23 protein-coding genes are annotated in these 26158 nt (G+C 72.1%); 12 read left to right on the forward strand and 11 right to left on the reverse strand.

Annotated elements, in window-relative coordinates; all coding sequences use genetic code 11:
- Positions 1–259: 259 nt before the first annotated feature.
- On the reverse strand, positions 260–892 hold the full coding sequence (upp, locus tag ACGFIK_RS27155) for a uracil phosphoribosyltransferase (RefSeq protein WP_327022782.1): 633 nt from the start codon (positions 890–892) through the stop codon (positions 260–262).
- A 123-nt stretch (positions 893–1015) separates the two neighbouring features.
- On the opposite strand from upp, the gene deoC reads away from it, so the two are divergent.
- The 8 genes from deoC to ACGFIK_RS27195 all read left to right on the forward strand — a co-directional run bounded on the left by deoC (position 1016) and on the right by ACGFIK_RS27195 (position 9990).
- A complete protein-coding gene (gene deoC, locus ACGFIK_RS27160) occupies positions 1016–2032 on the forward strand; it encodes a deoxyribose-phosphate aldolase (RefSeq protein ID WP_393342067.1) in 1017 nt (338 codons plus the stop codon).
- 9 nt (positions 2033–2041) lie between these two features.
- Positions 2042–3466, forward strand: a complete 1425-nt coding sequence (locus ACGFIK_RS27165; protein WP_393342101.1) for an aldehyde dehydrogenase family protein — start codon at positions 2042–2044, stop codon at positions 3464–3466.
- Complete coding sequence (locus tag ACGFIK_RS27170; protein ID WP_327022784.1) at positions 3459–4283, forward strand: aldehyde dehydrogenase family protein; 825 nt, start codon at positions 3459–3461, stop codon at positions 4281–4283. The genes ACGFIK_RS27165 and ACGFIK_RS27170 overlap by 8 nt, the downstream gene beginning before the upstream one ends.
- A gap of 407 nt (positions 4284–4690) precedes the next feature.
- Entirely contained in the window at positions 4691–5161 is a 471-nt protein-coding gene (locus ACGFIK_RS27175) for a BlaI/MecI/CopY family transcriptional regulator (RefSeq protein ID WP_327022785.1), read from the forward strand.
- 10 nt (positions 5162–5171) lie between these two features.
- Complete coding sequence (locus tag ACGFIK_RS27180; protein ID WP_327022786.1) at positions 5172–6077, forward strand: M56 family metallopeptidase; 906 nt, start codon at positions 5172–5174, stop codon at positions 6075–6077.
- Between the two features lie 211 nt (positions 6078–6288).
- Positions 6289–7959, forward strand: coding sequence for a thiol reductant ABC exporter subunit CydD (cydD, locus tag ACGFIK_RS27185; protein WP_393342070.1), 1671 nt, complete (start codon positions 6289–6291; stop codon positions 7957–7959).
- Positions 7956–9728 (forward strand): thiol reductant ABC exporter subunit CydC, encoded by a 1773-nt coding sequence (cydC, locus tag ACGFIK_RS27190; RefSeq protein ID WP_393342072.1) that lies wholly within the window; start codon positions 7956–7958, stop codon positions 9726–9728. Before cydD ends, cydC begins: the two co-directional genes overlap by 4 nt.
- A gap of 64 nt (positions 9729–9792) precedes the next feature.
- Positions 9793–9990: a hypothetical protein gene (locus tag ACGFIK_RS27195; protein WP_393342074.1), complete on the forward strand. Its 198-nt coding sequence runs from the start codon at positions 9793–9795 to the stop codon at positions 9988–9990.
- A 38-nt stretch (positions 9991–10028) separates the two neighbouring features.
- Here ACGFIK_RS27195 and ACGFIK_RS27200 read toward each other — a convergent pair whose 3' ends face one another.
- Positions 10029–10370 carry a PadR family transcriptional regulator gene (locus tag ACGFIK_RS27200; RefSeq protein WP_393342077.1) on the reverse strand — a complete coding sequence of 114 codons (342 nt, stop codon included), beginning with the start codon at positions 10368–10370 and terminating at the stop codon, positions 10029–10031.
- Positions 10371–10485: 115 nt separating this feature from the next.
- On the opposite strand from ACGFIK_RS27200, the gene ACGFIK_RS27205 reads away from it, so the two are divergent.
- Entirely contained in the window at positions 10486–11466 is a 981-nt protein-coding gene (locus ACGFIK_RS27205) for a DNA primase (protein WP_327022791.1), read from the forward strand.
- Between the two features lie 41 nt (positions 11467–11507).
- Positions 11508–13874 (forward strand): transposase, encoded by a 2367-nt coding sequence (locus ACGFIK_RS27210; protein ID WP_393342080.1) that lies wholly within the window; start codon positions 11508–11510, stop codon positions 13872–13874.
- 315 nt (positions 13875–14189) lie between these two features.
- Here ACGFIK_RS27210 and ACGFIK_RS27215 read toward each other — a convergent pair whose 3' ends face one another.
- From ACGFIK_RS27215 to ACGFIK_RS27230, 4 genes are all read right to left on the reverse strand, one after another.
- Positions 14190–14783, reverse strand: coding sequence for an ATP/GTP-binding protein (locus ACGFIK_RS27215; RefSeq protein ID WP_327022793.1), 594 nt, complete (start codon positions 14781–14783; stop codon positions 14190–14192).
- 1 nt (position 14784) lies between these two features.
- Positions 14785–15159, reverse strand: a complete 375-nt coding sequence (locus ACGFIK_RS27220) for a DUF742 domain-containing protein (RefSeq protein ID WP_327027273.1) — start codon at positions 15157–15159, stop codon at positions 14785–14787.
- 100 nt (positions 15160–15259) lie between these two features.
- The gene (locus ACGFIK_RS27225) at positions 15260–15664 is read right to left on the reverse strand and encodes a roadblock/LC7 domain-containing protein (protein ID WP_013731521.1); all 405 of its coding nucleotides are present in this window, start codon (positions 15662–15664) and stop codon (positions 15260–15262) included.
- Positions 15661–19116, reverse strand: coding sequence for a nitrate- and nitrite sensing domain-containing protein (locus tag ACGFIK_RS27230; protein WP_327022794.1), 3456 nt, complete (start codon positions 19114–19116; stop codon positions 15661–15663). The genes ACGFIK_RS27225 and ACGFIK_RS27230 overlap by 4 nt, the downstream gene beginning before the upstream one ends.
- Before the next feature lie 460 nt (positions 19117–19576).
- Between ACGFIK_RS27230 and ACGFIK_RS27235 the strand changes: the two genes are divergently transcribed.
- Complete coding sequence (locus ACGFIK_RS27235; RefSeq protein ID WP_327022795.1) at positions 19577–19918, forward strand: hypothetical protein; 342 nt, start codon at positions 19577–19579, stop codon at positions 19916–19918.
- A gap of 16 nt (positions 19919–19934) precedes the next feature.
- On the opposite strand, the gene ACGFIK_RS27240 is transcribed toward ACGFIK_RS27235, so the two are convergent.
- Positions 19935–21014: an adenosine deaminase gene (locus ACGFIK_RS27240; RefSeq protein ID WP_327022796.1), complete on the reverse strand. Its 1080-nt coding sequence runs from the start codon at positions 21012–21014 to the stop codon at positions 19935–19937.
- 59 nt (positions 21015–21073) lie between these two features.
- Here ACGFIK_RS27240 and ACGFIK_RS27245 point away from each other — a divergent pair, with 59 nt between their 5' ends.
- Entirely contained in the window at positions 21074–21955 is an 882-nt protein-coding gene (locus tag ACGFIK_RS27245) for a putative RNA methyltransferase (RefSeq protein WP_327022797.1), read from the forward strand.
- Here ACGFIK_RS27245 and ACGFIK_RS27250 read toward each other — a convergent pair.
- The 4 genes from ACGFIK_RS27250 to ACGFIK_RS27265 form a co-directional block, all read right to left on the reverse strand.
- The gene (locus ACGFIK_RS27250) at positions 21952–22632 is read right to left on the reverse strand and encodes a DUF4272 domain-containing protein (RefSeq protein ID WP_327022798.1); all 681 of its coding nucleotides are present in this window, start codon (positions 22630–22632) and stop codon (positions 21952–21954) included. The two genes, ACGFIK_RS27245 and ACGFIK_RS27250, sit on opposite strands and share 4 nt — an antisense overlap.
- Before the next feature lie 108 nt (positions 22633–22740).
- Positions 22741–24021: a thymidine phosphorylase gene (locus ACGFIK_RS27255; RefSeq protein WP_327022799.1), complete on the reverse strand. Its 1281-nt coding sequence runs from the start codon at positions 24019–24021 to the stop codon at positions 22741–22743.
- 136 nt (positions 24022–24157) lie between these two features.
- Positions 24158–24862 (reverse strand): cytidine deaminase, encoded by a 705-nt coding sequence (locus ACGFIK_RS27260; protein WP_327022800.1) that lies wholly within the window; start codon positions 24860–24862, stop codon positions 24158–24160.
- Between the two features lie 15 nt (positions 24863–24877).
- Positions 24878–26158, reverse strand: coding sequence for an ABC transporter permease (locus ACGFIK_RS27265; protein WP_327022801.1), 1281 nt, complete (start codon positions 26156–26158; stop codon positions 24878–24880).

Consider the following 26158-nt stretch of genomic DNA (forward strand, 5'->3'; position numbering starts at 1 on the left):
ACCCCAGCGCGAACGTGGTGGTGTTGCACCCACAACCAACCGGCGTGTTCCCCCCCGCCCCCCCCCGCCCCGCCCGGGGGTTTGCGCCGCCCCCCCCCCAACCCCCCACCGCCCTAGGCATCTAACCCCCGCGGGCCCCCTCCCCCGCGGGCCCCCTATTCACCCCGTTGATCATGAGGTTGACGGCAGCGTAGAGATCAACGACTGCCGCTAACCTCATGATCAACGCGCGTAGAAAAGGGGGAGGCCAGGGGGTGGGTTAGAAGCGGGGCATGCCGCCGAATTGGCGGTCGCCGGCGTCGCCCAGGCCGGGGACGATGAACTTGCTGTCGTTGAGGCCCTGGTCGATGGAGGCGGTTACCAGGCGTAGGGGAAGGTTGGAGCGCTTGAGGCGCTCGATGCCGGCCGGGGCGGCCAGTACGCAGAGCACGGTGATGTCGGTGCAGCCGCGCTCGGCCAGCAGTCGGCAGCAGTGCTCCAGGGAGCCGCCGGTGGCCAGCATCGGGTCCAGGACCAGCACCGGCAGGCCGGTCAGGTCCCGGGGCAGCGACTCCATGTAGGCGCGCGGCTCGAAGGTCTCCTCGTCACGGGCCAGGCCGACGAAGCCCATGGATGACTCCGGCAGCAGCCCCAGCGCAGCGTCGGCCATGCCGAGGCCCGCTCGCAGCACCGGCACCAGCAGCGGGGGGTTGGCCAGCCGGGTGCCCTCGGTGGCGGTCACCGGGGTCTGCACCGGGTAGTGCTCGATCGGGAAGGAGCGCGCCGCCTCGTACACCAGCATGGTGGTGAGTTCGTGCAGGGCCGCCCGGAAGGAGGAGGAATCGGTCCGTTCGTCCCGCATGACGGTCAGCCGAGACTGGGCGAGCGGGTGGTCAATGACGTGTACGTCCACGATCGCTCAACCTACCCGGCGCCGGGGGCGGCGCGGGGGTCACCGGCGCTACCAGCGATCCCGCTCACCGATGGAGTGCATTGGTCAAGATCACTAGCTGACCCTCTGCGTAGACTTCGGGACATGACGGCGACAGCGACGTCGGCCCGCTCGGACCTTACCGAGCTGGGACGATCCGAGACCGCTCTGCGTACCTTCCTGCATGGTCTTCCTGGGGTGGACCAGGTCGGGGCAGAGCAGCGGGCGGCCCAACTCGGCACCCGCTCCATCAAGACCACCGCCAAGGCCCAGGCCATCGATCTGGCTATCCGAATGGTCGACCTGACCACGTTGGAAGGCGCGGACACCCCGGGCAAGGTACGCGCCCTGGCCGCCAAGGCGCTGCGCCCCGACCCGGCCGACCCCACCTGCCCGCATGTCGGCGCGGTCTGCGTCTACCCCTCGATGGTCCCGTACGCGGCCGAGGTGCTGCGCGGGTCCGGGCGGCCATCCGGCGGACCGGGACAGGCCGACGGTGCCGCACCCGCCGGACCTGGCGTGGTGCACCTGGCCAGCGTGGCCACGGCCTTCCCGTCCGGGCAGGCACCGCTGGAGGTCAAGCTCGCCGACACCCGGGCCGCCGTCGAGGCCGGCGCGGACGAGATCGACATGGTGATCAACCGGGGAGCCTTCCTGACAGGCCGGTACACCGAGGTCTACGACGAGATCGTCGCGGTCAAGGAAGCCTGCGGGGACGCCCACCTCAAGGTGATCCTGGAGACCGGCGAGTTGGGCACGTACGACAATGTGCGCCGCGCCTCCTGGCTGGCGATGCTGGCCGGCGGCGACTTCATCAAGACCTCCACCGGCAAGGTCCCGGTCGCCGCCACCCTGCCGGTGACCCTGGTGATGCTGGAGGCGGTCCGGGACTTCCGCGCCGCCACCGGGCGGCAGGTGGGCGTCAAGCCCGCCGGTGGCATCCGGACCACCAAGGACGCCATCAAGTACCTGGTCATGGTCAACGAGACCGTCGGGCCGGACTGGCTGCACCCGGACTGGTTCCGTTTCGGCGCCTCCAGCCTGCTCAACGACCTGCTGATGCAGCGCACCAAGCTGACCACCGGCGTCTACGCCGGCCCCGACTACTTCACCCTGGACTGACACATGGGTCTGTTTGAATACGCCCCGGCGCCCGAATCGCGCGCGGTCGTCGACATCAAGCCGTCCTACGGCCTGTTCATCGACGGCGAGTTCGTCGACGGCGAGGATCGCAACAAGACGATCAACCCCGCCTCCGAGGAGGTGCTCGCCGAGGTCACCTGGGGCGGCGCCGAGGACGTGGACCGCGCGGTCCGTGCCGCCCGGAAGGCATACGACAAGGTCTGGGGTCCGATGCCGGGCCGGGACCGGGCCAAGTACCTGTACCGGATCGCCCGGATCATCCAGGAACGCTCCCGCGAGCTGGCCGTGCTGGAGTCCCTGGACAACGGCAAGCCGATCAAGGAGTCCCGGGACGTCGACCTGCCGCTGGTCGCCGCGCACTTCTTCTACTACGCCGGTTGGGCCGACAAGCTCAACCACGCCGGCTTCGGTGCCAACCCGCAGCCGCTCGGGGTGGCCGCCCAGGTCATCCCGTGGAACTTCCCGCTGCTGATGCTGGCCTGGAAGATCGCCCCGGCCCTGGCCGCCGGCAACACCGTGGTGCTCAAGCCGGCCGAGACCACCCCGCTGACCGCGCTGCTGTTCGCCGAGATCTGCCAGCAGGCCGACCTGCCGCCCGGCGTGGTCAACATCGTCACCGGTGCCGGCGAGACCGGTCGTGCGCTTGTCGAGCACGAGGGCGTGGACAAGGTCGCCTTCACCGGCTCCACCGAGGTCGGTAGGGCCATCGCCCGGTCGGTGGCCGGCAGCCGCAAGAAGCTCACCCTGGAGTTGGGCGGCAAGGCGGCCAACATCGTCTTCGACGACGCCCCGGTCGACCAGGCCGTCGAGGGCATCGTCAACGGCATCTTCTTCAACCAGGGGCACGTCTGCTGCGCCGGTTCCCGGCTGCTGGTCCAGGAGTCCGTCGCCGAGCAGGTGCTGGAGTCGCTCAAGCGCCGGATGGCCCAGCTGCGGGTCGGTGACCCGCTGGACAAGAACACCGACATCGGGGCGATCAACTCGGCCGCCCAGCTGGCCCGGATCCGGGAACTGACCGAGGCCGGGGCCGCCGAGGGGGCCGAGCAGTGGTCGCCGTCGTGCGAGCTGCCCGAGCGGGGCTTCTGGTTCGCGCCGACCATCTTCACCGGGGTCACCCAGGCACACCGGATCGCCCGCGAGGAGATCTTCGGCCCGGTACTGTCCGTGCTCACCTTCCGCACCCCGGCCGAGGCCGTGGAGAAGGCCAACAACACGCCGTACGGGCTGTCGGCCGGGATCTGGACCGAGAAGGGTTCCCGGATCCTGTGGACGGCCGACCGGCTGCGCGCCGGAGTGGTCTGGGCCAACACGTTCAACAAGTTCGACCCGACCTCGCCGTTCGGCGGCTACAAGGAGTCGGGCTACGGTCGCGAGGGCGGCCGGCACGGGCTGGAGGCGTACCTCAATGTCTGAGCGGATCGCGGTACGCAAGACGTACAAGCTCTTCATCGGCGGGAAGTTCCCGCGTAGCGAGTCGGGACGGTCGTATCTCGTGCAATCCGCGAACGTGTCGCTGGCCTCCCGCAAGGACGCGCGGGACGCCGTGATCGCCGCCCGCGCCGCTGTGAAGGGCTGGGCCGGGGCCACCGCGTACAACCGGGGTCAGATCCTCTACCGGGTCGCCGAGATGCTGGAGGGCCGCCGCGAACAGTTCGTGGCCCTGGGCGTACCGGCCGACGAGGTCGATGCCGCGACGGACCGCTGGGTCTGGTACGCGGGCTGGGCGGACAAACTGCCCCAGGTGTACGGCGGCGCCAACCCGGTCGCCGGGCCCTACTTCAACCTCTCCGCCCCCGAGCCGACCGGGGTGGTGGCGGTGGTGGCCCCGGAGGCACCCGCCCTGCTGGGCCTGGTCAGCGTGATCGCCCCGGCGATCGTCACCGGCAACACCGTGGTGGTGGCCGCCTCCCCGACCGCCCCACTGGCCGCGGTGACCCTGGCCGAGGTGCTGGCCACCTCAGACCTGCCGGGCGGGGTGGTCAACATCCTCACCGGACGGCTGTCCGAGACCGTGCCCACCCTGGCCGCGCACATGGACGTCAACGCGATCGACCTGAGTGGGGTCACCGACGCCGAACTGGCCGCTGAGCTGGAGGTGAAGGCGGCGGAGAACCTCAAGCGGGTGCTCCGACCGGTGTCGGCTGATCACGACTGGACTGCCGATCCCGGGGTGGGGCGGATGACTGCGCTGGTGGAGACGAAGACGGTGTGGCATCCGAAGGGGGTCTGATTCTGGGGGTTTCCGGGGGAGCCCACCGCTCCGGGCGGTCAGGCTTGATCCCTGCGCGGGTGGGCTCCCCCTTCGCGCGCAAAAACGCCGAAGTTGCGGTGTGCGGGCTGGATTGATACCGCAACTTCGGCGTACTTGCTAGGCCTGTTCGCCGCGATGCCGACCACAGGGACCCCACTTGTCGGATTGGCCCGGCGGTCGCGGAACAGGGCAGAAGTTGCTGGATGGGCGCTCGGTCGATATCGCAACAACGCCGAAGTTGCAGCATGCGCGCCCTGTCGACACCGCAACAACGGCGTACTTGCACTCGCCGGGCGGGGTGGCAGGGCGGGCGGTGGGGTCAGCAAGCGTGGGATGGGGGTGGTTGGGGCGGGCGGGGGGTCTACTACGGGGGGTAGGATTTTGGGGTGACTCGGCTGGGTGATCTTGAGCGTGCGGTGATGGACGTGTTGTGGGACACGGTGCCCGCCAGGTCGGACGGGGTCACGGTGCGCGAGGTGGCCGATGCCCTGGCCGGGCGCGAGCTGGCGTACACGACGGTGATGACGGTGCTCGATCGACTCGCCGGCAAGGGCATGGTGCAGCGCGAACGGGAGGGCCGGGCCTGGCGCTATCGCGCGACGGCCAGCCGGGAGGCGCACATCGCCCAGCTCATGCTCGACGCCCTCGATCTCGGCGGCAGCCGGGACGCGGCGCTGGTCCGGTTCGCCCGTTCGGTCACCGGCACGGAGGCGGACGTGCTGCGCGCCGCTCTGGCGGCGGAGGCCACCGCGAACCCGGCGGCTGAGGAAGTCGGCGGTCTGACCGACCGGATCGAGGTGCCGCCGGTCGACCGGGCGAGCCGCCCGGGCCGGGCGGGCGAGAGCGCGGAGCGGTAGGGGCGACGTCGTGGCCTACGCTCTGCACTTCACCGCCGCGATGCTGGCCTGTTGGCTGCTCGCGCAGGTTCTGGCCCGTTCCACCTGGACCTGGCGTAGCCCCGGGGTGGCGATCCTCTGCTGGCAGGCGATCGGCCTGGGCGCCGGGCTGTCCGCGATGGGGATGCCGATCGCGCTCGGTCTGGCGCCGTACCAGATGGGCACCGGCAGCGCCCTGCTGGCGCTGGCCAGGGATCTGTGGCACAGCACCCTGCCGGCCGGTCTGGGCGTGCTGCACCTGGGCCTGGTGGGCATCGGCTTCGGCATCGGTGCGGTGCTGCTGACCACGACGGTACGCAGCATCCACGGCACGGTACGGGCCCAGCGTCGGCACCGGGAGTTGCTGACTCTGGTGGCGCGGCGGGATCCGGCGGTGCCCGGAGCACTCGTGCTCGACCATCCGAGTGCGGCCGCGTACTGCCTGCCGGGGGTACGCCCCCGGGTGGTGGTCAGCGCCGGGGCACTGGACCTGCTCGATCCGGCGGAACTGGAGGCGGTGCTGGCCCACGAGCGGGCCCACGCCCAGGAGCGGCACGATCTGGTGCTGCTGCCCTTCACCGCGCTGTGTCGGGCGCTGCCCTGGCTGCGCTGGGTCCGTCAGGCGCACGAGCGGGTCGGCCTGCTGGTCGAGATGCGCGCGGACGACAAGGCCCGGGAACAGCACGCGGACGCCCCGCTGGCCGGTGCCCTGCGCCGGTTCGCCGCCGCCGGTGACCGGATCACCCCGGCCGGCACCCTGGGCCTGGGAGATCGGGATCTGGACGTACGGATGCAGCGGCTGCTGGTCGTCGGACGCCCGCCCCGACTGCTCGGCGCTGCCGCGCTGGCGGTCACCGGCACCGCCGCCTACCTGCCGATCGGCCTCTTCCTGAGCTGAGCGCCGCACCGCCCGACCGGGAGCCCCCCGGCCGAGCACCTCGCAGCAGCAGTGCGGCGTCACTGACCGTGACCAACGCCGCAGCCAGCGCCCCGACCCTGCGTCTGTTGGGCTGGCTCGCAGTACCGTTGCTGCCGGCACTACTAGGCTTTCAGGCGATGTGCTGGTGGATTTTCCGAGGACGAACCGAGGGTAGGGCGCTGGTGTACTGGTGAACCGCCGGCCCTTCGACCCGCGTCTGCTGCGCCGGGTCCCCGCCGCCCGGGGTGACCTGGCCCTGCTGGGGTTGCTCGGGGTACTCGCCGCCGGGTTGGTCGTGGCACAGGCCACCGCCCTGGCCACCCTGCTGGCCGCCGCCTTCACCGGTGAACTGAACCGTCCCGCCCTGGCCGGCTTCGTCGCCGCCGTGGCGGCCCGCTCGGTGCTGGTCTGGGCGCAGGGCACGGTGTCGGCGCGGCTGGCCGCCACGGTCAAGGCGGCGTTGCGGGCCGATCTGCTCGGCGCGGTCGCCCGACACGGCCCCGGCTGGGTGGCCGGCCAGCGGGCCGGTCAACTGGCCACCCTCGCCGGTCGCGGGCTGGACGCCCTGGACGCCTACTTCACCGGCTACCTACCGCAACTGGTACTCAGCGTCACCGTGCCGGTCGCCGTGCTGGGCCGGATCTTCCTGGCCGACTGGAGTTCGGCCGTGATCATCGCGCTGACCCTGCCGCTGATTCCGATCTTCGGAGCCCTGCTCGGTTGGCAGGCCCAGGCCGCCACCGAACGCCAGTGGCGTCGGCTGTCCCGACTCGGCGGACATTTCCTGGACATGGTGGCCGGGCTGCCCACCCTGCGCGCCTTCGGCCGGGCGAAGGCCCAGACCGAGGCGGTACGCCGAATGGCCGACGGCCACCGGGTAGCCACCATGAAGACCCTGCGGATCGCCTTCCTCTCCGCCCTGGTGCTCGAACTGGTCGCCACCCTGTCCGTGGCCCTGGTCGCGGTGCCGGTGGGCATCCGGTTGCTCGGCGGCGGGCTGACCCTGCAGATCGCGCTGCTGGTGCTGCTGCTGACCCCGGAGGCGTACCTGCCGCTGCGGGCGGCCGGCAGCCGGTTCCACGCCAGCATCGAGGGGCTCACCGCCCTGGACGAGGCCTTCACCCTGACCGGCACCGCGCCGGCGCCGACGACCCGCCCCGGGGTGTCGCCGGACGGGCGCGGCGAGATCAGGTTCGAGTCGGTGACGGTCGCCTACGACCGTACGGTGGCCCTGCGGGAGGTCTCGCTGACCATCCGGCCCGGGGAGCGGATCGCGATCATCGGGCCCAGCGGCGCCGGCAAGAGCACCCTGCTGGGCCTGCTGCTCGGCTTCGTCACCCCGACCCGTGGCCGGGTCACCGTGGGCGGGGTGGACCTCGCCGAGGCCGACCTCGACGGCTGGCGTCGGCAGGTGGCCTGGGTGCCGCAGCGCGCCCACCTGTTCGCCGCCTCCCTGGCCGACAACATCCGCCTCGGCACCCCCGAGGCATCCGCTACCGCTGTCGAGAAGGCGGTCACCGACGCCGCCCTGGACGAGGTGATCGCCGCCCTGCCCGACGGCCTGGACACCCTGCTAGGTGAGCGGGGGCACGGCCTGTCCAGCGGGCAGCGGCAGCGGGTCGCCCTGGCCCGGGCCTTCCTGCGGGACGCCCCCGTGGTGCTGCTCGACGAACCCACCGCCCGGCTGGACTCCGCCGCCGAGGCAGCGGTGTTGTCGGCCACCCACCGGCTGGTGGCCGGTCGTACCGCCCTGCTGGTCGCGCACCGGCCCGCCCTGCTCGCCGACGCCGACCGCATCCTGCGGGTCGAGGAGGGCCGGGTGACCGAGTTGACCCCCCAGCCGACCGGGGAGGGCCGATGAGCGCAGACGGATCCGTGCGCACCGGCAGCGCGATGCCGGAGTTGGTGGTGCTGCGGCTGGCCCGGCCGTACCTGAATCGACTGATCGGTGCCGGCCTGCTGGCAGCGGTCACCGAGTTCGCCGCGCTGGCCCTGATGGCCACGGCCACCTGGCTGTTGATGGCGGCTGCCGGTCAGCCGCCGCTGGACCGGCTGACGGTAGCGATCGTCGCGGTACGGGCCCTGGCCGTCAGCCGGGGGGTGTTGCGCTACACCGAACGGCTGGCCGGCCACGACGCGGTGCTGCGGCTCGTCACCGATGTCCGGACCCGGGTCTTCGCCACCCTGGCCGCCCGGCGCGGCGCGCCACCGCGCACCGGCGACGCGCTGAGCCGGCTGGTCTCCGACGTGGAGGCCGTGCAGGACCTGCTGTTGCGGGTCGTCGTGCCGGGTGCGGCGGCCGGTCTGGTTAGCCTGCTGGCGGTCGGGCTTACCGCCCTAGTCTCGCCCTCGGCCGCCCTGGTGCTGGCCGCCGGGCTGCTGGTGGCCGGGGTTGCCCTGCCGGCGCTGGCCACCGTATTGACCCGGCGAGCCGCCGACGAGGTGGCGCCGCTGCGGGGTGCGCTGGCCGCCGACGCGGTCGACCTGACCCACGGCGCGGCCGACCTGGCCGCCTTCGGTGCGACCGGGACCGCCCTCGACGCGGCGCGGCGCCGCGCCGGTCAGCTGGCCCGGCTGGAACGTCGACTGGCCGTACGCGGCTTCGCCGTGGACGCCGCCGGGGTGCTGGTGGCCGGGCTGACCGCCGGTGCGGTGGTGTACGTGGCCCTGGGCGCCGGAGTGAACGGGGTACTCATCGGTGTGCTGGCGGTCGGCACCCTGGCCGCCGTGGAGATCGCCCTGGCCCTGGTCGGTGCGGCCCGGCAGTGGACCGCCCTCCGGGCCGGCCTGGCCCGGGTCGCCGCCCTCATCACCGACACCGAGCCCGCCCCCGGCACCCCGGCAACAGGCGCCGACGCCGGGGGCAGCACTCCTGACCTGCGGTTCGACCAGGTGACCGTGCGGTACCGCGAAGGCGCGCCCGCCGCCCTGGACGCCTTCGATCTCGACCTGCCGGCGGGGCGACGGGTGGCCGTGGTCGGACCGAGTGGCGCGGGCAAGAGCACCCTGGCGGCGGTGCTGACCGGTGCGGTGCGCCCGGACGGGGGTCGGGTCACCCTGGACGGGCGTGACCTCGGCGAGTACCCGCCCGAGGAGTTGCCGGGGGTGGTCGGCGGGCTGCTCGCCGAGGCGTACGTCTTCCACGCCACGGTCCGGGAGAACCTGCTGCTGGGGCGTCCCGGCGCTGACGAGCTGGCGCTTTTCGCCGCCGCCGAGGCGGCCGGTCTGGCCGACTGGGTCCGGGACCAGCCGGAGGGTTGGGAGACCGTGGTCGGCGAGGAGGGCGCGCAACTGTCCGGCGGTCAGCGGCAGCGTCTCGCCCTGGCCCGGGCCCTGCTCGCCGCCCCGGCCGTGCTGGTGCTCGACGAGCCGACCGAGGGGCTGGACCCGGTCGCCGCGGACGAGGTACTGGCCGGTGCCCTGGCCGCCGTTCCCGCCGGGCACTCCGTGTTGGTGATCTCCCATCGGCTGAGCGGTCTCGCCGGGCTGGACGAGATCGTGGTGCTGGACGCGGGACGGATCGTCCAGCGTGGCCGGCACGCGGAGCTGATCGCCATCCCCGGCTGGTACCGGGACCAGTGGCGGTTGCAGCAGGCTGCTGAGCACGGCTATCTGGCGGTTTCCGGCTGACCCTGGGGCATTTCCCGGACGGCGGGACGGCCGTCCGGCTGGCAGCATGGAGCCCTGCCGGTCGGTGATGACGTTCTGGTCGAGGAGCACCTGCGCCAGTTGGTTGCCCGGCTGCACGGGCTGGTCGATCGTGTTGTGGGACGCGGCCCTCACCTGGCCACCGATGATCGTCGGGATGGTGGTCGCGGCGGCGGCGCATCTCTGGCTGGGCCGGGCCGCGCACACCTGGCTGCTGGCCGCCCGACGGTTGGCCACCCGGTAGTGGTGTCTCACCCCCACCCTCCAGATGACTCGCAGTGATCAGCCCGATGCCGCCGAGGGCGGGTTGGCGTCCAGGACCCGCCCGACGGTCGCGGTGAATTCGCGCCACCCCGCTCGCTGCTCGGCCAGGGTGCGTCGGCCGGCGTCGGTCAGCTCGTACGTCCGCCGCTCTCGACCGTTGACGGTGCTCCAGAGGCTGGCCACGTGCCCGGCCCGCTCCAGCCGACGCAACGCCGGGTAGACCGTGCCGGTGGGCAGATCCAGCCGGCCGTCGCTGCGGGCCCGCAGCGCCTCGATGATGGCGTAGCCGTGCAGGGCGCCCCGCTCCAGCACGGCGAGCAGCAGAGAGTCGAGGTGACCGTGCAGCGCCTGGGCGTTCATGCGTAGGAACGCTACTTGTTGGACGACACCCCCGCCACCGGGGCGGGCACCGGTCACCCAGCGCAGCCAACTAGGGTATGTGCCCAGAGTCACTCGCCGGCACCCGCGCCGGTGGGTGGGCAGCCCGACGCACACGGAGGTCACCGTGGCCCGCCAGTCGCCTCAACGGCCGGACGCCGACGAGCCCGAGCTCGATGACACGACCGGCCCCGCCGAGCCGGACGCCACCGACGAGTCGGAGGCCACCACCGCCGCCGATTCCGGTGCATCCCGCGCCCTCTGGGAGGAGCTGCGGATCGACCCGGTGGAGATCGCCCTGCCTGCCGGCACCGGTTTCACCCTGCGGGCGTACCGGCCGGCCAATGAGCTGACCCCGACCGATGTCGCCGAGCGTGACGCCGACGACCCCTTCCTGGCCCGCCGCCAGGTGGTCGAGGCCGAGGAGGACGACGACGATGAGGTCGTCATCCTCGACGAGGAGATCGCCCGCGAGTTCGCCGAGAGCGAGGACGAGGAGAAGCGGGCCAAGGCCGGTGACTCCGACGCCAAGGACTCCGACGAGGACGACAAGGAAGACTCCGACGCCAAGGCCACCGACGAGGCCGGCGACGAGGAGGTGCCGATCTTCCTCAGTCACCGGGGACGGCTGCTGCTGTTCAAGACCCCCGAGTCGCTGGTGAGCTTCGTTCGCTCCGGGGCCCCGAACGACCTTTCTCAGCTGGACAGCTGGAATGAATTGTCCGAACGGGTGGAGCCGGCCGACATCGCGCCCCGCGACGAGGACATCTACGAGCTCGACCTCGTGGTGGAGAACCTGCGCGGTGGGCACGACACCTGGGACCCGACCCTGCTCATCGAGGCCGGCGAGGTAGCCCGGGACCTGTCGTACGCGCTGCGTCTGCCCGCCGTGCTCGACATGCTCTCCGCCGGCTCCAGCCTCGATGACCTGGACGAAGCGTTGCGGGCCTCCGCCAATGGCGGAATCGGCGGTTTCCTGGGGCGTCGCCGGCTGAAGAAAATCGGGGCACAAACCGCAAGTCTCGGCTGGCGGACGATTGTCGGAAAGATCTCTGCGGTCGTGGACTGGCGCGACTGAGCCACACCAGGGAGCATCAGTCTCTGGCAGAGCTAAGCCCTGTGTCCCGGGAGGAGGACGACGCCGTGGCGCTCGTGCGCGTGTACTGCGGTCTGGCCTCGGCGGATCCGGCCGACCGACCGGCCTCGGCCGGATCGACGCTTACGTCCGCTGTGGTCGACGACGCGGGCCGGCTGCTGCACGTCTGCGAGGTCGGCGACGACCCGGCGGGCTACGCCCGGCTGGTCACCCTGCTCGTGGACCGCTCCGGCGGGCCGAGCGGAGCGGCCATCGCCGCTGACACCGACGACCACACCGTCACCTCACTGCTCAGCGCCGCTGGCCGTCCGTTGGCGATCGCGGACGACGACTCGGTGGACGACTTCGCCGAGCGGTTCGCCGACGACGACTCCATCGAGGAGATGCAGTCTCCCCCGGCGGTACGGCGGGCGGTCGGCCTGGCTCGTGCCCTGCAGGCCGGCGCCCTGTCGGCCGTCACCCTGCCGGCCCCCCGGGACCTGGCCGGCTACAAGCAGATACTTTCCGCGCACGCCGCGCTGACCACTGGTCGACACTCTGCCGCGGTGGCCCTGCGTGAGGTGCTGCGTGAGCTGTACCCGGCCGCCCTGCGGGCCTTCCCGGACCCGGCGGAGTCGATCCCCTTGGCGGTGCTGGAGGCCCTGCCCGAGCCGAGCATGCTCACCGATGCCGGTCGGGACGCCGCCGTCACGGCCGACGCCGTAGCCGCCCAGCTCGCCGCCGACGGGGTGGGCGACCCGGCCGCGATCGACGAGGCGGTCACCGCGCTGCGGGTGGCCATCTCCGAGACTCCCCGGCGGTCCACGGTCAACCGGGCCCTGACCTCGGCCGCCGCCGAGACCATCCGGCAGACGGTCGCCAGTGTGCGGGCCTGTGACGCCGGCTGCGAGGCGCTGGTCGGGGCACTGCACGCTCGTACCAGCGGCCCGGCCCAGGCCACCAGCCCGACCCAGGCCACCGGCCGTCGGGCCGCCGCCCGGCGCGGCGAGCCGGTCGGGGAACTGGCCACCGCCGCCAGCGCAGCCGGCCTGCGTGCCGTACGCCCCACCGGCCCGGAGCCGGCCGGCGGACGCCGCGCCCGGCCCGAGCCCGTGTCGGGCAACGTCGCACCGCCGGCACCCCGGCCGACGGGTCCGCCGCCGGTGGCACCGGCCCCGGTCACCCCGCCGCCGGTCGCACCGCCGCCGGTCACCCCGGCCCCGATCGCGCCAGCCGCGGTAGCCGGACCTCCCGTCTCGGCGCCGCCCGCGCGTCCCGAGTCCGCCGGATCCCGGGTCGAGGGGCCCTCGAACCGGCCGATCTCCACCCCGCCCCCGCCGCCCGGGATCACTCCGATCGCGCCGGCGCCACGCGGCTCGATCCCGCCCGCCGAGGCCGGCGAGCCGTTCCGGCCGACCCTGACCACCGCGGCGATCAACAGCGCCCGGGCGGAACGGCAACGCACCGTCATCCCGCCTCGGCCGAAGACCAACGCGGCCCCGCCGGCCCCGACGCCGGGATTCAGCCCCACCGACCTCAACGTGCCGGTGCCGACGCCCCGTCCTGGGCAGGAGCCGCCGGCCGCACCCGGGTCGCGCGCCAACTGGCCGTTGGTCAACAACCCGGAGAACCCGGCCGACACCCCGGCCCGCAATCCCGGCGGGTACGACGACCGCAACCGGGACGTCGGCGCCGAGGCCGGGCCGGAACTGACCCCGGAACGCCGGGTGACCCCACCCTGGCTCGCCGACGACCTGCCGCCGGAGCCTCCGGTGCTGCGGCTCGTCGAGCCGCCGCCGCTGGCCGACCGCGCCTTGCGTAACCCGGAAGAGTCCTCCCTGGAGAACCCGCCGCTGCGGCTGGTGGACCGGGCCAGGGAGGAGCAGCGCGGGCACCTGGCCGAACGGCTTGACTCGCCGCCACTGCCGTCGCGCCGGCCGGCCCCGCCGATCGAGCACCGACCCTCGCCGATCTCCGACGAGGGCGATGGTGACCTGCTGATCTTCGCGCAGGCCAAGTCGGCCTGGTTCGTCGGGCACGGCGAGGACGCCGATCTGAACTGGTCGAGCAAGGCCGACACCGGCTGGCAGGCCGCCGAGCAGGCCGCCCGCCCGGCGGTGGGTGCCGCGACGGACGCCGGTCTGCCCAAGCGCGTACCGCAGGCCAACCTGGTGCCCGGCTCCCCGCTGCGCGAGGAGCGTCCACTGCGGATCGTGCGGGACGCGGCCAGCCTGGCCGAGAACACCACCGGCTACTTCCGTGGCTGGCGTCGGGGCCAGGAGATCGGCGGGTTCGCCGTCGGTGGGCGGCCGGGCCGGGAAGCGGCCGGGGGTTGGGACTTCAGCCGGGACACCGGCGACCGCGACGACGATCGGGAGTACGAGTACCGCTCCGCCGGCTACCGTTCCTGACCGCCTCGGTTCCTGGTCCCGCCTCGGTCCCTGACCAGTAGGTGATCCCGCCCGGCCCGCCGCTGGAGGGTGCACCCGGGCCTGCCACACCCGCCGGAGGATTCACGCGGGCCGCCACAGTGGCCGGAGCCGTCCGAACCGGCGACAGTGATGGTTCTTCCTCCGCCCGGGCCCTCCGCGCTCTCAGATGGACGCTCACCGGGTCGACATGACCGGGTGGCCGGAGCGGGGCGACCCACTCCCGGATTCGGCTGCGCACAGCAACCAGCGCCCGGTGTCGGCCGGAGCCGTCACCGGGCGCTGCGAAGCGAGGTGTCAGGCCGGGGCCACGGCCCGCGAGCGGCGCATGGTGAGCACGTACTCGACGAGGGAGATCAGCACGTGCTTCGTCGACTCCCGGTTCCGGGCGTCACAGGCCACGACCGGTACATCGTTGGAGATCGCGAGAGCCTCGCGGACATCCTGGGGGTCGTGGTACTGCATTCCGTCGAAACAGTTGATGGCCACCAGGTAGGGCAGCCGCCGATGCTCGAAGAAGTCGATCGCCGCGAAGCAGTCGGCCAGCCGCCGGGTGTCCACCAGGACCACCGCGCCGATCGCGCCCCGGACCAGCTCATCCCACATGAACCAGAAGCGGGTCTGACCCGGCGTACCGAACAGGTACAGGATCAGGTCACGATCGATCGAGATACGGCCGAAGTCCATGGCCACCGTGGTGGTCGTCTTCCCCGGCACCTGCCGGGTGTCGTCGACGCCCACCCCGGCGGAAGTCATGATGGCCTCGGTGGTCAGCGGCGTGATCTCCGAGACCGAACCGACCAGCGTCGTCTTGCCGACGCCGAATCCGCCGGCGATAACGATCTTCGCCGACGTCACGCGCCCGCTCGGGACCGGCGGCCGGTGCGACATGTCAGAGCCTGCGAAGTCCACTCAGCACCCTCTCCAGCAGTTCAGTGCCCACCGCGTCGTCCGAGTCGTCCAGGATGGTCGGCTCGTGGACCGCGACCAGGCCGTCCGTCGCCATGTCGGCGATGAGCACCCGGGCCACCCCGAGCGGAAGCTGCATCCGCGCCGCGATCTCGGCGAGCGACTGCACGCGTCCGTCACACAGCGCGGCGATGTACTGGTGTTCACGGCCTTGACCAGCGTTGCCAGTGGCAACGGCCCGACCGCGCACCGTCGTCTCGACCAACGCCTCCAAGGCGATGTCGAGGCGGGGACGGGTACGACCGCGGGTAACGGCGTAGGGACGGACCAACGCACCGGTCGGCTCGTCACGATCCATGTCGCCGCTCACCTCCTTCGTACCCGGCACCGGAAACCACCGGTGCTACCCGTCGTATGCAGTGTTGTCGCCCCGCCCGCCCCACCGGCTGGCGTGACGATCAGCCCATCATCCCCACAGCCGTACGCGGCTGCGGGGTCAGGGCGTCGCCCACCCGGTCCACGAGCAGGGCCATCTCGTAGCCGACCTGTCCAACGTCGCAGCTGCGGGCCGCGAGCACCGCGAACGACGACCCGTCGGAGATCGACATCAGGAACAGGAAGCCGTTGTCCATCTCGACCACGGTCTGCAACACGGCACCGCCCTCGAAGCACCGGGCCGCGCCCTGGGTCAGGCTGACCAGGCCGGAGGCGATCGCCGCCAGCTGGTCCGCCCGGTCCCGGGGAAGGTCGCGTGACGACGCCAGGAGCAGGCCGTCCGCGGAGACGGCGACCGCGTGGGCGACACCGGGTACCCGATCGGCGAAGTTGGCCAGCAGCCAACCGAGATCCTGCGTACTAGTCATCCTTCTTGCTCCTTCTGCCTGCTCCCGGCCACCGGGCCTGAGCCAGACTGCGAGGATTGCGGCCCGCCCGGAGTCCCCTCCGGGCCGGTCGGGTTGCCGTCCGACGGGTTGTTGCGCCCCCGCTGGACACCCCGGTGATAGGCGGAAAGCAGCCCGCGCACCGATTCCGGGTTGCGTCGCTGCACCGAGTTGGTGGGCTTCTCCACCGCGCCCGGAACGAGCTGCGCCATCGGCGTGCGCTTGGGCAGCCCGGTCTGGGTGGTGCCGGCGGCCGGCGCCTGACTGGCGGCGGAGGCCGCCCGCCAGCCGTCGTCGGCCGCAGTCTGCCACACGCTCTCCGGCGATGGCGGACGGAAGGCGGGTCGGCTTTCGGCAGCACCGGGGCGCAGGCCGCCGTTCGCTGCGGTGCCGTTCCCACCCGGCCCGCCTGCGGCCGTCGGAGTCTCTGCCATCGGTGCGTTACCTGTCGTCCCGGTCTGGTTCTGCTGGCTGGGCCGACCGGCGGTGTCGACCGTGGAGAACTGCTGGGTAGGTGCCCCGTTCGCCGCCGGCTGGCGGGCACCTGCGGACTCTTCCGGGCCGGAACGGCGGGTACGGAACCACGCCGACTCGAGCTCCCGGAAGATCGGCAGCTCCATCGTCTCATCCGCGTACCGCTGCCGGTTCTGCACCTGCGGCGGCGTGGGGATGGTCGGCGGGGCCGGCCGGGCAGGGGGTGCCGGCTGTGCTGCCGGACGCGGCACCCGAGGCAGCTCCGTGGTCATGTCCAGGGCGGCGGCCAGCCGCTCCGGCACGGCCGGGGCCGGAGGCTCACCGGCGACCGGCGGCCAGGCCGGTGGTGCCGAGGTGGCCGGGCCGGCCGAGACCGGACGCTGGGGCAAGGAGCTACCGGGCGGAGGCGAGATCGGTGCGGCCGAAACCGGTTGACCGGAGACCGGGGCCGCCGAGACCGGCGGGGCGGAGTACGGCGTGCCCGAGACCGGCGGCGAGGAGACCGGCGGGATGGGTGGTGCCGACACCGCGGGCGGAGCGTACGGCCCGACCTCGGGGCTGCTCGGCAGCTGACGGGGGATGGCGTGCTGCCCGCCGCCCCCCTGCTCCTCGGCGGCCCGCCGCTGCGGCAGCGGATCGGCCGGCTGGCCGTTGGTGGAGCGGGGGGTGAAGCTGTTGGCACCGCCGGTGACGCCGCTGGCGCCGGTGAGGTCCGACCAGGCGGGCAGGTTGCCGGCACCGGCCACGGTGGCCGGGTTGCCCGCACCGTTGCGGTTGGCCGGCTCGAAGGGCCGACCGCCCAGGGTCACCTGGTTACCGGAGCCGCCGACCCCCGGTGCCGGGGCGGCCGGGTTCGCCGGCGCGCTCGGGCCGTTGCCCAGGGCGGGCAGGGCCCCGAAGGCGGGGGACGGTCCGGCCGGTGCGGGCAGGGCGGCGGGCTGCGGGCCACGGCCCGAGAGGGCCCGGGGCACCAGCACGGTGGGGGGCAGGGTGACATCAGCCACCGTGCCGCGATCGGTGCCGGGGCGCAGCTCGACCTTGACGGCGTGCCGGGAGGCCAGCCGGGCGACCACGACCAGGCCCATCATCCGGGAGACCGCCACGTCCACCTGGGGCGGAGTGGCCAGTCGTTCGTTCAGGTCGGTCAACTGCTCGGGGCTGATCCCGATGCCCCGGTCCTCGACGTACAGGGAGGCGCGGTCGCCGACCCGGCGGGCCTCGACCAGCACCTGCGAATCCGGCGGCGAGAAGGCGGTGGCGTTGTCGAACAGCTCGGCGACGAGGTGCACGAGGTCGTTCACCGCGTGCGCGGCCACCTCGATGTCGCGGTCGATCACCCCGAACTCGATCCGGGTGTAGTGCTCGACCTCCGACTGGGCGGCGCGCAGCACGTCGATCAGGGCGGCCGGCTCGCGCTGCACCCGGGTCGAGTCGGCACCGGCGAGGACCAGCAGGTTCTCGTCGTTGCGGCGCATCCGGGTGGCCAGGTGGTCCAGCTGGAACAGCTCGGCCAGCCGGTCCGGGTCCTCCTCGCCGCGCTCCAGCCGGTCCAGGTGCCCGATCAGCCGGTCGACCAGAATCTGCGACCGGCGAGCCAGGTTGACGAACATGGTGGCCACCGATGCCCGCAGCGCGGCCTGCTCGGCGGCGGTACGGACGGCCTCCAGGTGGACCGCGTTGAAGGCCTCGGTCACCTGACCGAACTCGTCGCGGCTGCGGACCGGCAGCGGCTCGGCGATCTGGTTGGCCAACTGCACCGGGGAGAGCTGCCCGGTGACCTGCGGATCCCGCAGTCGGGCCACGGCCTGGGGCAACCCGTACTGGGCGACGGAGAGCGCACCCTGGCGCAGTTCACGCAGCGAGCGGGCCATCGAGCGGGCCACCAGGTAGGCCAGGATGATGGCCAGCAGCAGCATGCTCAGCAGCAGACCGGTCTCCAGGAACACCTGACGCTGCACGTCGGAGCGGAGCTCCGCGGCCTGGGTCTGCACGTCGGAGTCGAACTTCGCCTCCACCGTACGGATCAGCTTGCCGTTGGCGACCAGCGCGGCGTCCCACTGGTCGGCGTTGAAGGAGACCCCGGAGAGATCCGGGGAGGTGTCCGCGTTGACCTGGCTGATGTAGATCGTGGCCTGCCGGCGGTCACCACCGCCGATGGTCTGGGCGTGGTACTCCGCCTCCTCCTCGGTGGCCACCGAGGTGAAGCTCTGCTGGGCCTGCTGCTGGCCGGTCTCGCTGGCGATGTAGTCCGTCCGCAGGGCGGAACTCATGCCCCGCTGGAGAGCCCGGTGCACCACGACCCGGCGTACGGAGAGCCACTCCTTCTCCCGGGCCACGGCGGCCGCTGCCCGCATCCGGTCGCTGAGCTCGTTGTCACCGGCCAGCTGGCTGGCCGAGTCGCGGATGGTGAGCATCTGGTTGATCAGCTCGTCGTAGGACTGGAGGGCATCCGTGATCTTGAACTTGCCGTTGAAGACCTGGCTACGGGTGCCCGGCAGGTCGGTCAGCCGCCCGTCGATCTGGTTGAGCAGCCCGGCGAGGCTGGCCGGCAGGTCGGTGAGCTCGGACCGCTGCTGGGAGTAGGGGACCTTGAACTCGTCGACCCGGTTCGACACCTCGTTGTAGAGGGCGGTGTACTTCTTCTTCTCTTCCGGCTCGGGCTGCCCCTGCTGCTGCGGCGGCACCCCCAGCAGCAGCACCGCTGCGGTCCGCTCGTCCTGCAGGCCGTCCACCAGGGCACCGGAGTGGCCGATGAGCTGGGCGAGGTCACCAGCACGGTTGGCGTCACCCAGCGAATCCAGGTGGTCCAACAGGCCGCTGGTACCCACGACGACCGTGGCGATGGTCGGCACGATCATGATGAGACCGAGCTTTGACCAGATCGGCATGTCGCGGAGCCGACCAGTCGGCCGGCCCAGACGCGACAGGAAGGAACCTGCCGTCTTCGGCCGTTTGCTCACGTCACCGCCCTCGTGATTGCAGCGTCCGCGTTGCCTGCGGGCAACGCCCAGCAGCCGACCCGGTGGGTCGGACCATCCGAGATTCCATCACGCCCGTCGACAAAGAGAAAGCCCAGGTTGGCCCTAGCTGGCGGTGTGATGAGATGTTGATGCAATTTGATCGCGGTCCGTCTGTCCGGAGTCACTTAAAGTAATGAGCACCATGCGCCGAGTCGTCCTACTTGCCGGTCCTTCTGGCTCTGGAAAGTCGTACATAGCGCGTCAAACAGGACTTCCGGTCCTCTGCCTGGACGACTTCTACAAGGACGGCGATGACCCTACGTTACCTCGACGGAACGGGCAGATCGACTGGGAATCGCCCGCTTCCTGGGATGCCGTCACTGCCGTGGAGACCATTGCCCAACTGGTTCGTCACGGTCAGGCAGACGTGCCGGTCTATGCCATAAATGAGGATCGCCGGGTGACCACCCGACGATTTGATCTGGCCGATGCGCCACTTTTCGTCGCCGAAGGGATTTTCGCTGCCGAGATCGTCGAGGAATGCCGACAACGCGGCCTGCTGGCCGGGGCGTACGCCCTGCGTCGGCCGCGTGGGGCGACCTTCCTGCGACGGTTGAGCCGGGATCTCGCCGAGCAGCGCAAGGGCCCCCGGGTGCTGCTGCGGCGCGGGATGGCCCTGCTGCGCGCCGAACCGGCCGTGCTGCGTCGACAGACCGGCCTCGGCGCGGAGGCGGCCCGCGGCCGGGAGGTGCTGCGCCGGGTGGCCCACCTGCGCGCCGCAGGTGGGCCACCCGTGCGGTGAGGCCGGGCCCCGGCTCTCAGCCCAGCAGCTTCGCGTACGCCGGCTTGATCACCTCGTCGATGATCTGAAGGCGCTCGTCGAAGGGGATGAAGGCGCTCTTCATCGCGTTGATGGTGAACCACTGCAACTCGCGCCAGCCGTAGCCGAAGGCGTCGCAGAGCAGGGCCATCTCCCGGGAGACCGAGGTGCCGCTCATCAACCGGTTGTCGGTGTTGACGGTCACCCGGAACCGCAGGTCACGGAGCAGTCCGATCGGGTGCTCGGCGATCGAGGGGGCAGCCCCGGTCTGCACGTTCGACGAGGGGCACAACTCCAGCGGGATGCGCTTGTCCCGCACGTACGCGGCCAGCCGACCGAGCACCGGCTGGGCACCGGGGGTGATGTCGTCGACGATGCGTACCCCGTGGCCCAGGCGGTCCGCCCCGCACCACTGGATGGCCTGCCAGATCGAGGGCAGCCCGAAGGCCTCACCGGCGTGGATGGTGAAGTGGAAGTTCTCCCGCTGGAGGTATTCGAAGGCGTCCAGGTGCCGGGTGGGCGGGAAGCCCGCCTCCGCCCCGGCGATGTCGAAGCCGACCACCCCGTGGTCGCGGTGCCGGACGGCCAACTCGGCGATCTCCTGCGAGCGGGCCGCGTGCCGCATCGCGGTCAGCAGGGTGCCGACCCGGATCGGGGTACCGGACTCGGCGGCCAGGGCGCTGCCCTCGGCGAACCCGGCCAGCACCGCCTCGACCACCTCGTCCAGGCTCAGGTCCCGTTCCAGGTGCTGCTCCGGCGCGAACCGCACCTCGGCGTAGACCACCCCGTCGGCGGCCAGGTCCAGGGCGCACTCCCGGGCCACCCGACGCAGCGCGGCGGGGGTCTGCATCACGGCCACGGTGTGCGCGAAGGTCTCCAGGTAACGCTCCAACGACCCGGAGTCGGCCGCCGCCACGAACCACCGGCCCAACTCCTGGGGGTCGGTGGTGGGCAGCGGATGTCCGATCTCGGCAGCCAGGTCGATGATCGTCGCAGGTCGCAGGCCGCCGTCCAGGTGGTCGTGCAGCAGCGCCTTGGGTGCCTTGACGATGTCCTCGTACCGCAGAGTCGTGACCATGCTCTGACCCTAGTACCCTGCGCCGACCCTCCCCAGCCGACAGCGGGGACAATGACCGGGTGACCGCAGTTGGACCGGATCCCCGGGTCGTCGAGCGCCTGCGTTGCCCGGTCTGCGGCGAGGGGCTGACCATCACCGCCGATGGCGGCCAGGCCCTGCGCTGTCCACGCCGGCACAGCTTCGACATCGCCCGGCAGGGTTACGTCAACCTGCTGACCGGTAGGGCCCCGCACCTCGGCGACACGACGGAGATGATCGCCGCGCGGGCCCAGTTCCTGGCCGCCGGCCACTACGACATCATCTCCACCGCCCTGGCCGAGGCCGCCGCGCGCCACCTACCCTCCCCACCCGCCGGTACGGCGCGGGCGTACCCCCTGGTGGTGGATGCCGGAGCGGGCACCGGTCGGCACCTCGCGGCGGTGCTGGCGGCGGTGCCGGCGGCGGTCGGTCTGGCGCTGGACATCGCCAAGCCCGCGGTACGCCGGGCCGCCCGGGCACACCCGCGCGGCAGCGCCGCCCTGGCCGACACCTGGCAGCGGCTGCCGTTGGCGGACGCCTCGGTGGCGCTGCTGCTGAACGTCTTCGCCCCCCGCAACGGGCCGGAGTTCCGCCGGGTCATCGACCCGGCCGGGCGGCTGCTGGTGGTCACCCCGACCGCCGAGCACCTGACCGAACTGGTCGACGCCCTGGGTCTGCTGCGGGTCGACCCGGCCAAGGTGGACCGGGTGGCGGCCAGCCTCGGGGACCACTTCGTCGAGGAGTCCAGCACCGTGCACCGGCGGGAGTTGACCCTGTCGCATGCGGAGGTGGCCACCCTGGTCGGCATGGGGCCGAGCGCCTGGCACGCCGACCCGGCGGGGTTGGCCGACCGGATCGGGGGCCTGGGCGAGCCGGTCCGGGTGCGGATGGCGGTCCGGCTGGGGGTGTACCGCCCCCGCTAGGTGGAGAGATCCACCTCTTCCCAACCCGGGGGTTCGTCGTGGTACGGCCCGCGCAGGATCACCGCCCACTCCAGGGCCCATCGTCGCTGGCCGATCGCGTTGGCGTCGACCAGGCCGGGCAGCACCCCACCGGCCCGGTCCACCTCAAGGTAAGCCCAGTCCAGGCAGTAGTGCAGGTCCAGCAGGGCCGCCGCGTCCGCCGGATGTTGCGGCGCGGTCAGGATGCGGGAGCGCCACTGCGGGAAGGTCTCCCCCTCGACGATGTTCGGCAGTCGCTCCACCAGCCGCTCGTCCACCGCCAGGGTGGGGTCCAGCTGCTTGGTCAGGCCGAGCACCCAGGCCAGCGAGAACACCGCGTCGTGGTGCAGGACGAACGAACGGTGGTCCCCCTTGGCCCCGGTGACGAACTGGAACTCCGGCGGGGTGACCATCTCCACCAGATGCGAGGCCAGCAGCCAACTCATCGCCGCCCGGGCCGGCATGCCGAAGCAGCGGGCCAGGATCAGATGCAGTACCGCGATCCGCGCCTCGATCTCCACGGTGGGCCGCAGCTCGATCCGGTCGCCCGGCTCCCACACCAGCGGAAACTGCGGAGGTGGCAGCGGCAGCCCCAACCGGGACAGCTCCTCCAGGCTCGCCTCACGCACTTCCCGGGGGTCCGGGGCAGGAACGATCACAGCAAGATCCCTGTCTGCTAACGGCCTCGCGGCGCCGGCGGTCCCCCCTGGCCTGCGAGAGTAGCGGCCCGAATGGTCGGGCACCATGGGTCAAGAGGGCGGGTCGACTCACTCGATTCGTTCGATCACCAGCGGGGTCGATGCCGGTGGCTGCGCCGCCACGGTCACCGCCGAGGCCGCCTGCGCCAGTGCGGCCGGGATGCTCTCGGCCCGCTCGGCGCGCAACTCGTACAGCGGCTCGCCGGCCCGCACCGGGTCACCGGGGCGCTTGTGCAGCACCACCCCCGCGGGCACGCTGACCGGGTCCTCCTTGCGGGCCCGGCCGGCACCCAGTCGCCAGGCCGCAACCCCCATGGCGTACGCGTCGATCGCCGCCACGTGGCCGTCGGAGTCCGCCCGGACCACCTCCACCTCGGGGGCCTGGGGCATCGGGGCATCCGGGTCGCCCCCCTGGGCGCGGATCATCGCGCGCCACACGTCCATCGCCCGCCCGTCCCGCAGGGCGGCGGCCGGATCGGCGTCGGTCAGCCCGGCGGCGTCGAGCATCTCCCGGGCCAGGGCCAGGGTCAGTTCCACCACGTCGGCGGGGCCGCCACCGGCGAGCACCTCGACGGACTCGGTCACCTCCACCCCGTTGCCGATGGTCAGACCTAGGGGGGTGGACATGTCGGTGAGCAGGGCCACGGTCTTCACCCCGTGCGCGCCACCCAGTTCGACCATGGTCCGGGCCAACTGCCGGGCATCGTCGACGGACTTCATGAACGCGCCGGAGCCGACCTTGACGTCGAGCACCAGGGCCCCGGTGCCCTCGGCGATCTTCTTGCTCATGATCGAGCTGGCGATCAGCGGAATCGCCTCCACCGTGCCGGTGACGTCGCGCAGCGCGTACAGCTTGCGGTCGGCCGGGGCCAGCCCCGACCCGGCGGCGCAGATGACCGCGCCGATGTCGCGCAGCTGCGCGATGAACTCCTGGTTGCTCAGCGCGGCCCGCCACCCGGGAATGGACTCCAGTTTGTCCAGGGTGCCGCCGGTGTGCCCCAGCCCTCGGCCGGACAGCTGCGGCACGGCCGCACCGCAGGCCGCCACCAGCGGGGTCAACGGCAGAGTGATCTTGTCACCGACCCCACCGGTGGAGTGCTTGTCCACGGTGGGCCGGGCCACCGAGGACAGATCAAGCCGCTCACCGCTGGCGATCATCGCGGCGGTCCACCGGGCGATCTCCGCCGGGGTCATCCCGTTGAGCAGGATCGCCATGGCCAGCGCCGACATCTGCTCGTCGGCCACCACCCCCCGGGTGTACGCATCCACCACCCAGTCGATCTGCGAGTCGGAGAGCACCCCCCCGTCCCGCTTCACCCGAATAACATCAACCGCCGCAAACCCACTCATCAGACAGCTCTTCCCTAGTCGCATGGTGATACCGGTTCGCCCACCGCACCCACCGAGGGGATGGGCCGACCGGGACCGGCGGAGGGATCAAGCCTGACCGCCCGGAGCCGGTCCCGGTCGGCCCATCCCCCCAAGCTCAGCCACCCCAGCGATCCGGAACCTCCGCCGGCGGCTCACCCTCACCAGCCCAGAAGATCGCGCCGGACGCGTCCACCACCACGACCCGAGGCGTCCGCGCCAACCCCCAGCTGATCGCCTCAGCCGGATCGCCCCAGCTCGGCCCCTCCTCCAGCACCCCGGTCTCGGCCCCCGCGTCCTCGCCGGAGGACCGTTCCCAGTACGCCGTCCAGATCTGCTGCCCGGCGGACAGGTCGGGGTGTACGAAGACGGTGCCCCGGCCACGCCAGGCGGCCAACCGGGCGGGTACCTCCGGCACCGACTGCTCGCCGGTGACCGCCTCCAGGTCGCCCACGTCGAAGGCGTGCGGCAGCAGTTCGGACATCCGCAGCGGCCCGCTCCTGGCCTCGATCAGGCAGTCCGGTCCACCCTGTTCCCAGAGCAGCTGCCGGCACCGTCCGCACGGCATCAGCGGCTCACCGGTGGCGTCGACGCAGGACAGCGCGACGATCCGGCCTCCCCCGGTGGCGTGCAGGGAGGAGACCACTCCGCATTCGGCGCAGAGCACCACGCCGTACGCGGCGTTCTCGACGTTGCAGCCGACCACGATCCGGCCGTCGTCGACAAGCGCCGCCGCTCCCACCGGGAAGTTCGAGTACGGCACGTACGCGTGCCGCATCACCTCGGTGGCCGCGGCCCGCAGCCGCCCCCAGTCGATCTCCATGCTCCGCTCCCTGGCTCAGCCCTTGATGTACGGCTTACCGTCCGCGGCCGGTGCCCGCACCCGGCCGACCAGTCCGGCCACCGCCAGGATGGTCGCAAGGTACGGCAGCATGGCCAGGAACTGGCCGGGGATGATGCTGTTGATCGCGCCCAGGTAGGTGGCCAACTGGTCGGCGAAGCCGAAGAAGAGGGCGGCGAGCAGCGCCCCGGTCGGACTCCACCGGCCGAAGATCAGCGCGGCCAGGGCGATGAAGCCCTTGCCGCCGATCATGTTCTTGGTGAACGAGTAGAGCGCCAGGGTGTACGAGGCACCGCCGATGCCGGCGATCGCCCCGGCCAGGATCACGTTGCGGTAGCGCAGCCCGAGCACCTTCACGCCGAGGGTGTCCGCCGCCGTCGGGTGCTCACCGACCGAACGGGTCCGCAGCCCCCACCGGGTACGGAACAGCGCGATGTGGATGACGAGCACCAGCAGCAGGGCGAGGTAGAGGAAGATGTTGCCCCGGAACAGCGCCGGGCCCAGCAGCGGGATGTCCGACAGCAGCGGGATCTCCCAGTTGCTGAACCGGGGGGCGCTGTTGTAGCGCTCCGAGTTGGTCTGCATCAGCCGCTCGTAGAGGAAGCCGGTGATGCCGAGCGCCAGCAGGTTCAGCACGATGCCCATGACCACCTGGTCGACCAGGTATTTGATGGAGAAGACGGCCAGCAGCAGCGAGATGAAGGAGCCGCCGATCGCGGCGGCGACCAGACCGACCCAGACGTTGCCGCTGATGCTGCCGAACAGCGCGCCGCTGAACGCCCCCATCAGCAACTGCCCCTCGATGGCCACGTTCACCACGCCGGACCGCTCGCAGAGCACCCCGGCCAGCGCGCCGAAGATCAGCGGCAGGGCCAGCAGGAAGGTGCCCCGCACGATGTTGACCAGGGGCATGAAGTTCTGCCCGGCCGGCGCGGCGGAGACCTGCCAGCACAGGAAGGAGAGCACGAAGGCGACCAGGCCCACCGCGAGCACCGGGAGGAACCAGCGCTTCGGCAGCCGGGTGAGCATCGCCGCACCGGCGGCCAGGGTGATCAGCCCGAAGACGATCGCACCGACCGTGCCGTTGACCTCCAGCGCCGCTCCGGCGGCGTCCTCGCTGAGGGTGAAGCGGGCCTGCTCGCCGGTGGCCAGGGCACCGAACAGCACCGTGGCCAGCAGGCCGAGCGCCAGCAGCACCACGCCGACCTTGCGGGTACGGGTCCAGAATCCCTCGTCGACCGAGGCGACCGCGACGTCGGGAACAGCCATGGTGGACAT

Origin of the sequence: Micromonospora sp. NPDC048871 (genome assembly GCF_043198155.1) — a bacterium.
Classification (GTDB): Bacteria; Actinomycetota; Actinomycetes; order Mycobacteriales; family Micromonosporaceae; genus Micromonospora.

Excerpts from the sequence above, each read along its gene's own strand:
- deoC (WP_393342067.1), top strand. The coding sequence starts at position 1,016 with ATGACGGCGACAGCGACGTCGGCCCGCTCGGACCTTACCGAGCTGGGA.
- ACGFIK_RS27170 (WP_327022784.1), top strand. The coding sequence starts at position 3,459 with ATGTCTGAGCGGATCGCGGTACGCAAGACGTACAAGCTCTTCATCGGC.
- cydC (WP_393342072.1), top strand. The coding sequence starts at position 7,956 with ATGAGCGCAGACGGATCCGTGCGCACCGGCAGCGCGATGCCGGAGTTG.
- ACGFIK_RS27200 (WP_393342077.1), bottom strand. The coding sequence starts at position 10,370 with ATGAACGCCCAGGCGCTGCACGGTCACCTCGACTCTCTGCTGCTCGCC.
- ACGFIK_RS27215 (WP_327022793.1), bottom strand. The coding sequence starts at position 14,783 with ATGTCGCACCGGCCGCCGGTCCCGAGCGGGCGCGTGACGTCGGCGAAG.
- ACGFIK_RS27220 (WP_327027273.1), bottom strand. The coding sequence starts at position 15,159 with ATGGATCGTGACGAGCCGACCGGTGCGTTGGTCCGTCCCTACGCCGTT.
- ACGFIK_RS27225 (WP_013731521.1), bottom strand. The coding sequence starts at position 15,664 with ATGACTAGTACGCAGGATCTCGGTTGGCTGCTGGCCAACTTCGCCGAT.
- ACGFIK_RS27240 (WP_327022796.1), bottom strand. The coding sequence starts at position 21,014 with ATGGTCACGACTCTGCGGTACGAGGACATCGTCAAGGCACCCAAGGCG.
- ACGFIK_RS27255 (WP_327022799.1), bottom strand. The coding sequence starts at position 24,021 with ATGAGTGGGTTTGCGGCGGTTGATGTTATTCGGGTGAAGCGGGACGGG.
- ACGFIK_RS27260 (WP_327022800.1), bottom strand. The coding sequence starts at position 24,862 with ATGGAGATCGACTGGGGGCGGCTGCGGGCCGCGGCCACCGAGGTGATG.
- ACGFIK_RS27265 (WP_327022801.1), bottom strand. The coding sequence starts at position 26,158 with ATGTCCACCATGGCTGTTCCCGACGTCGCGGTCGCCTCGGTCGACGAG.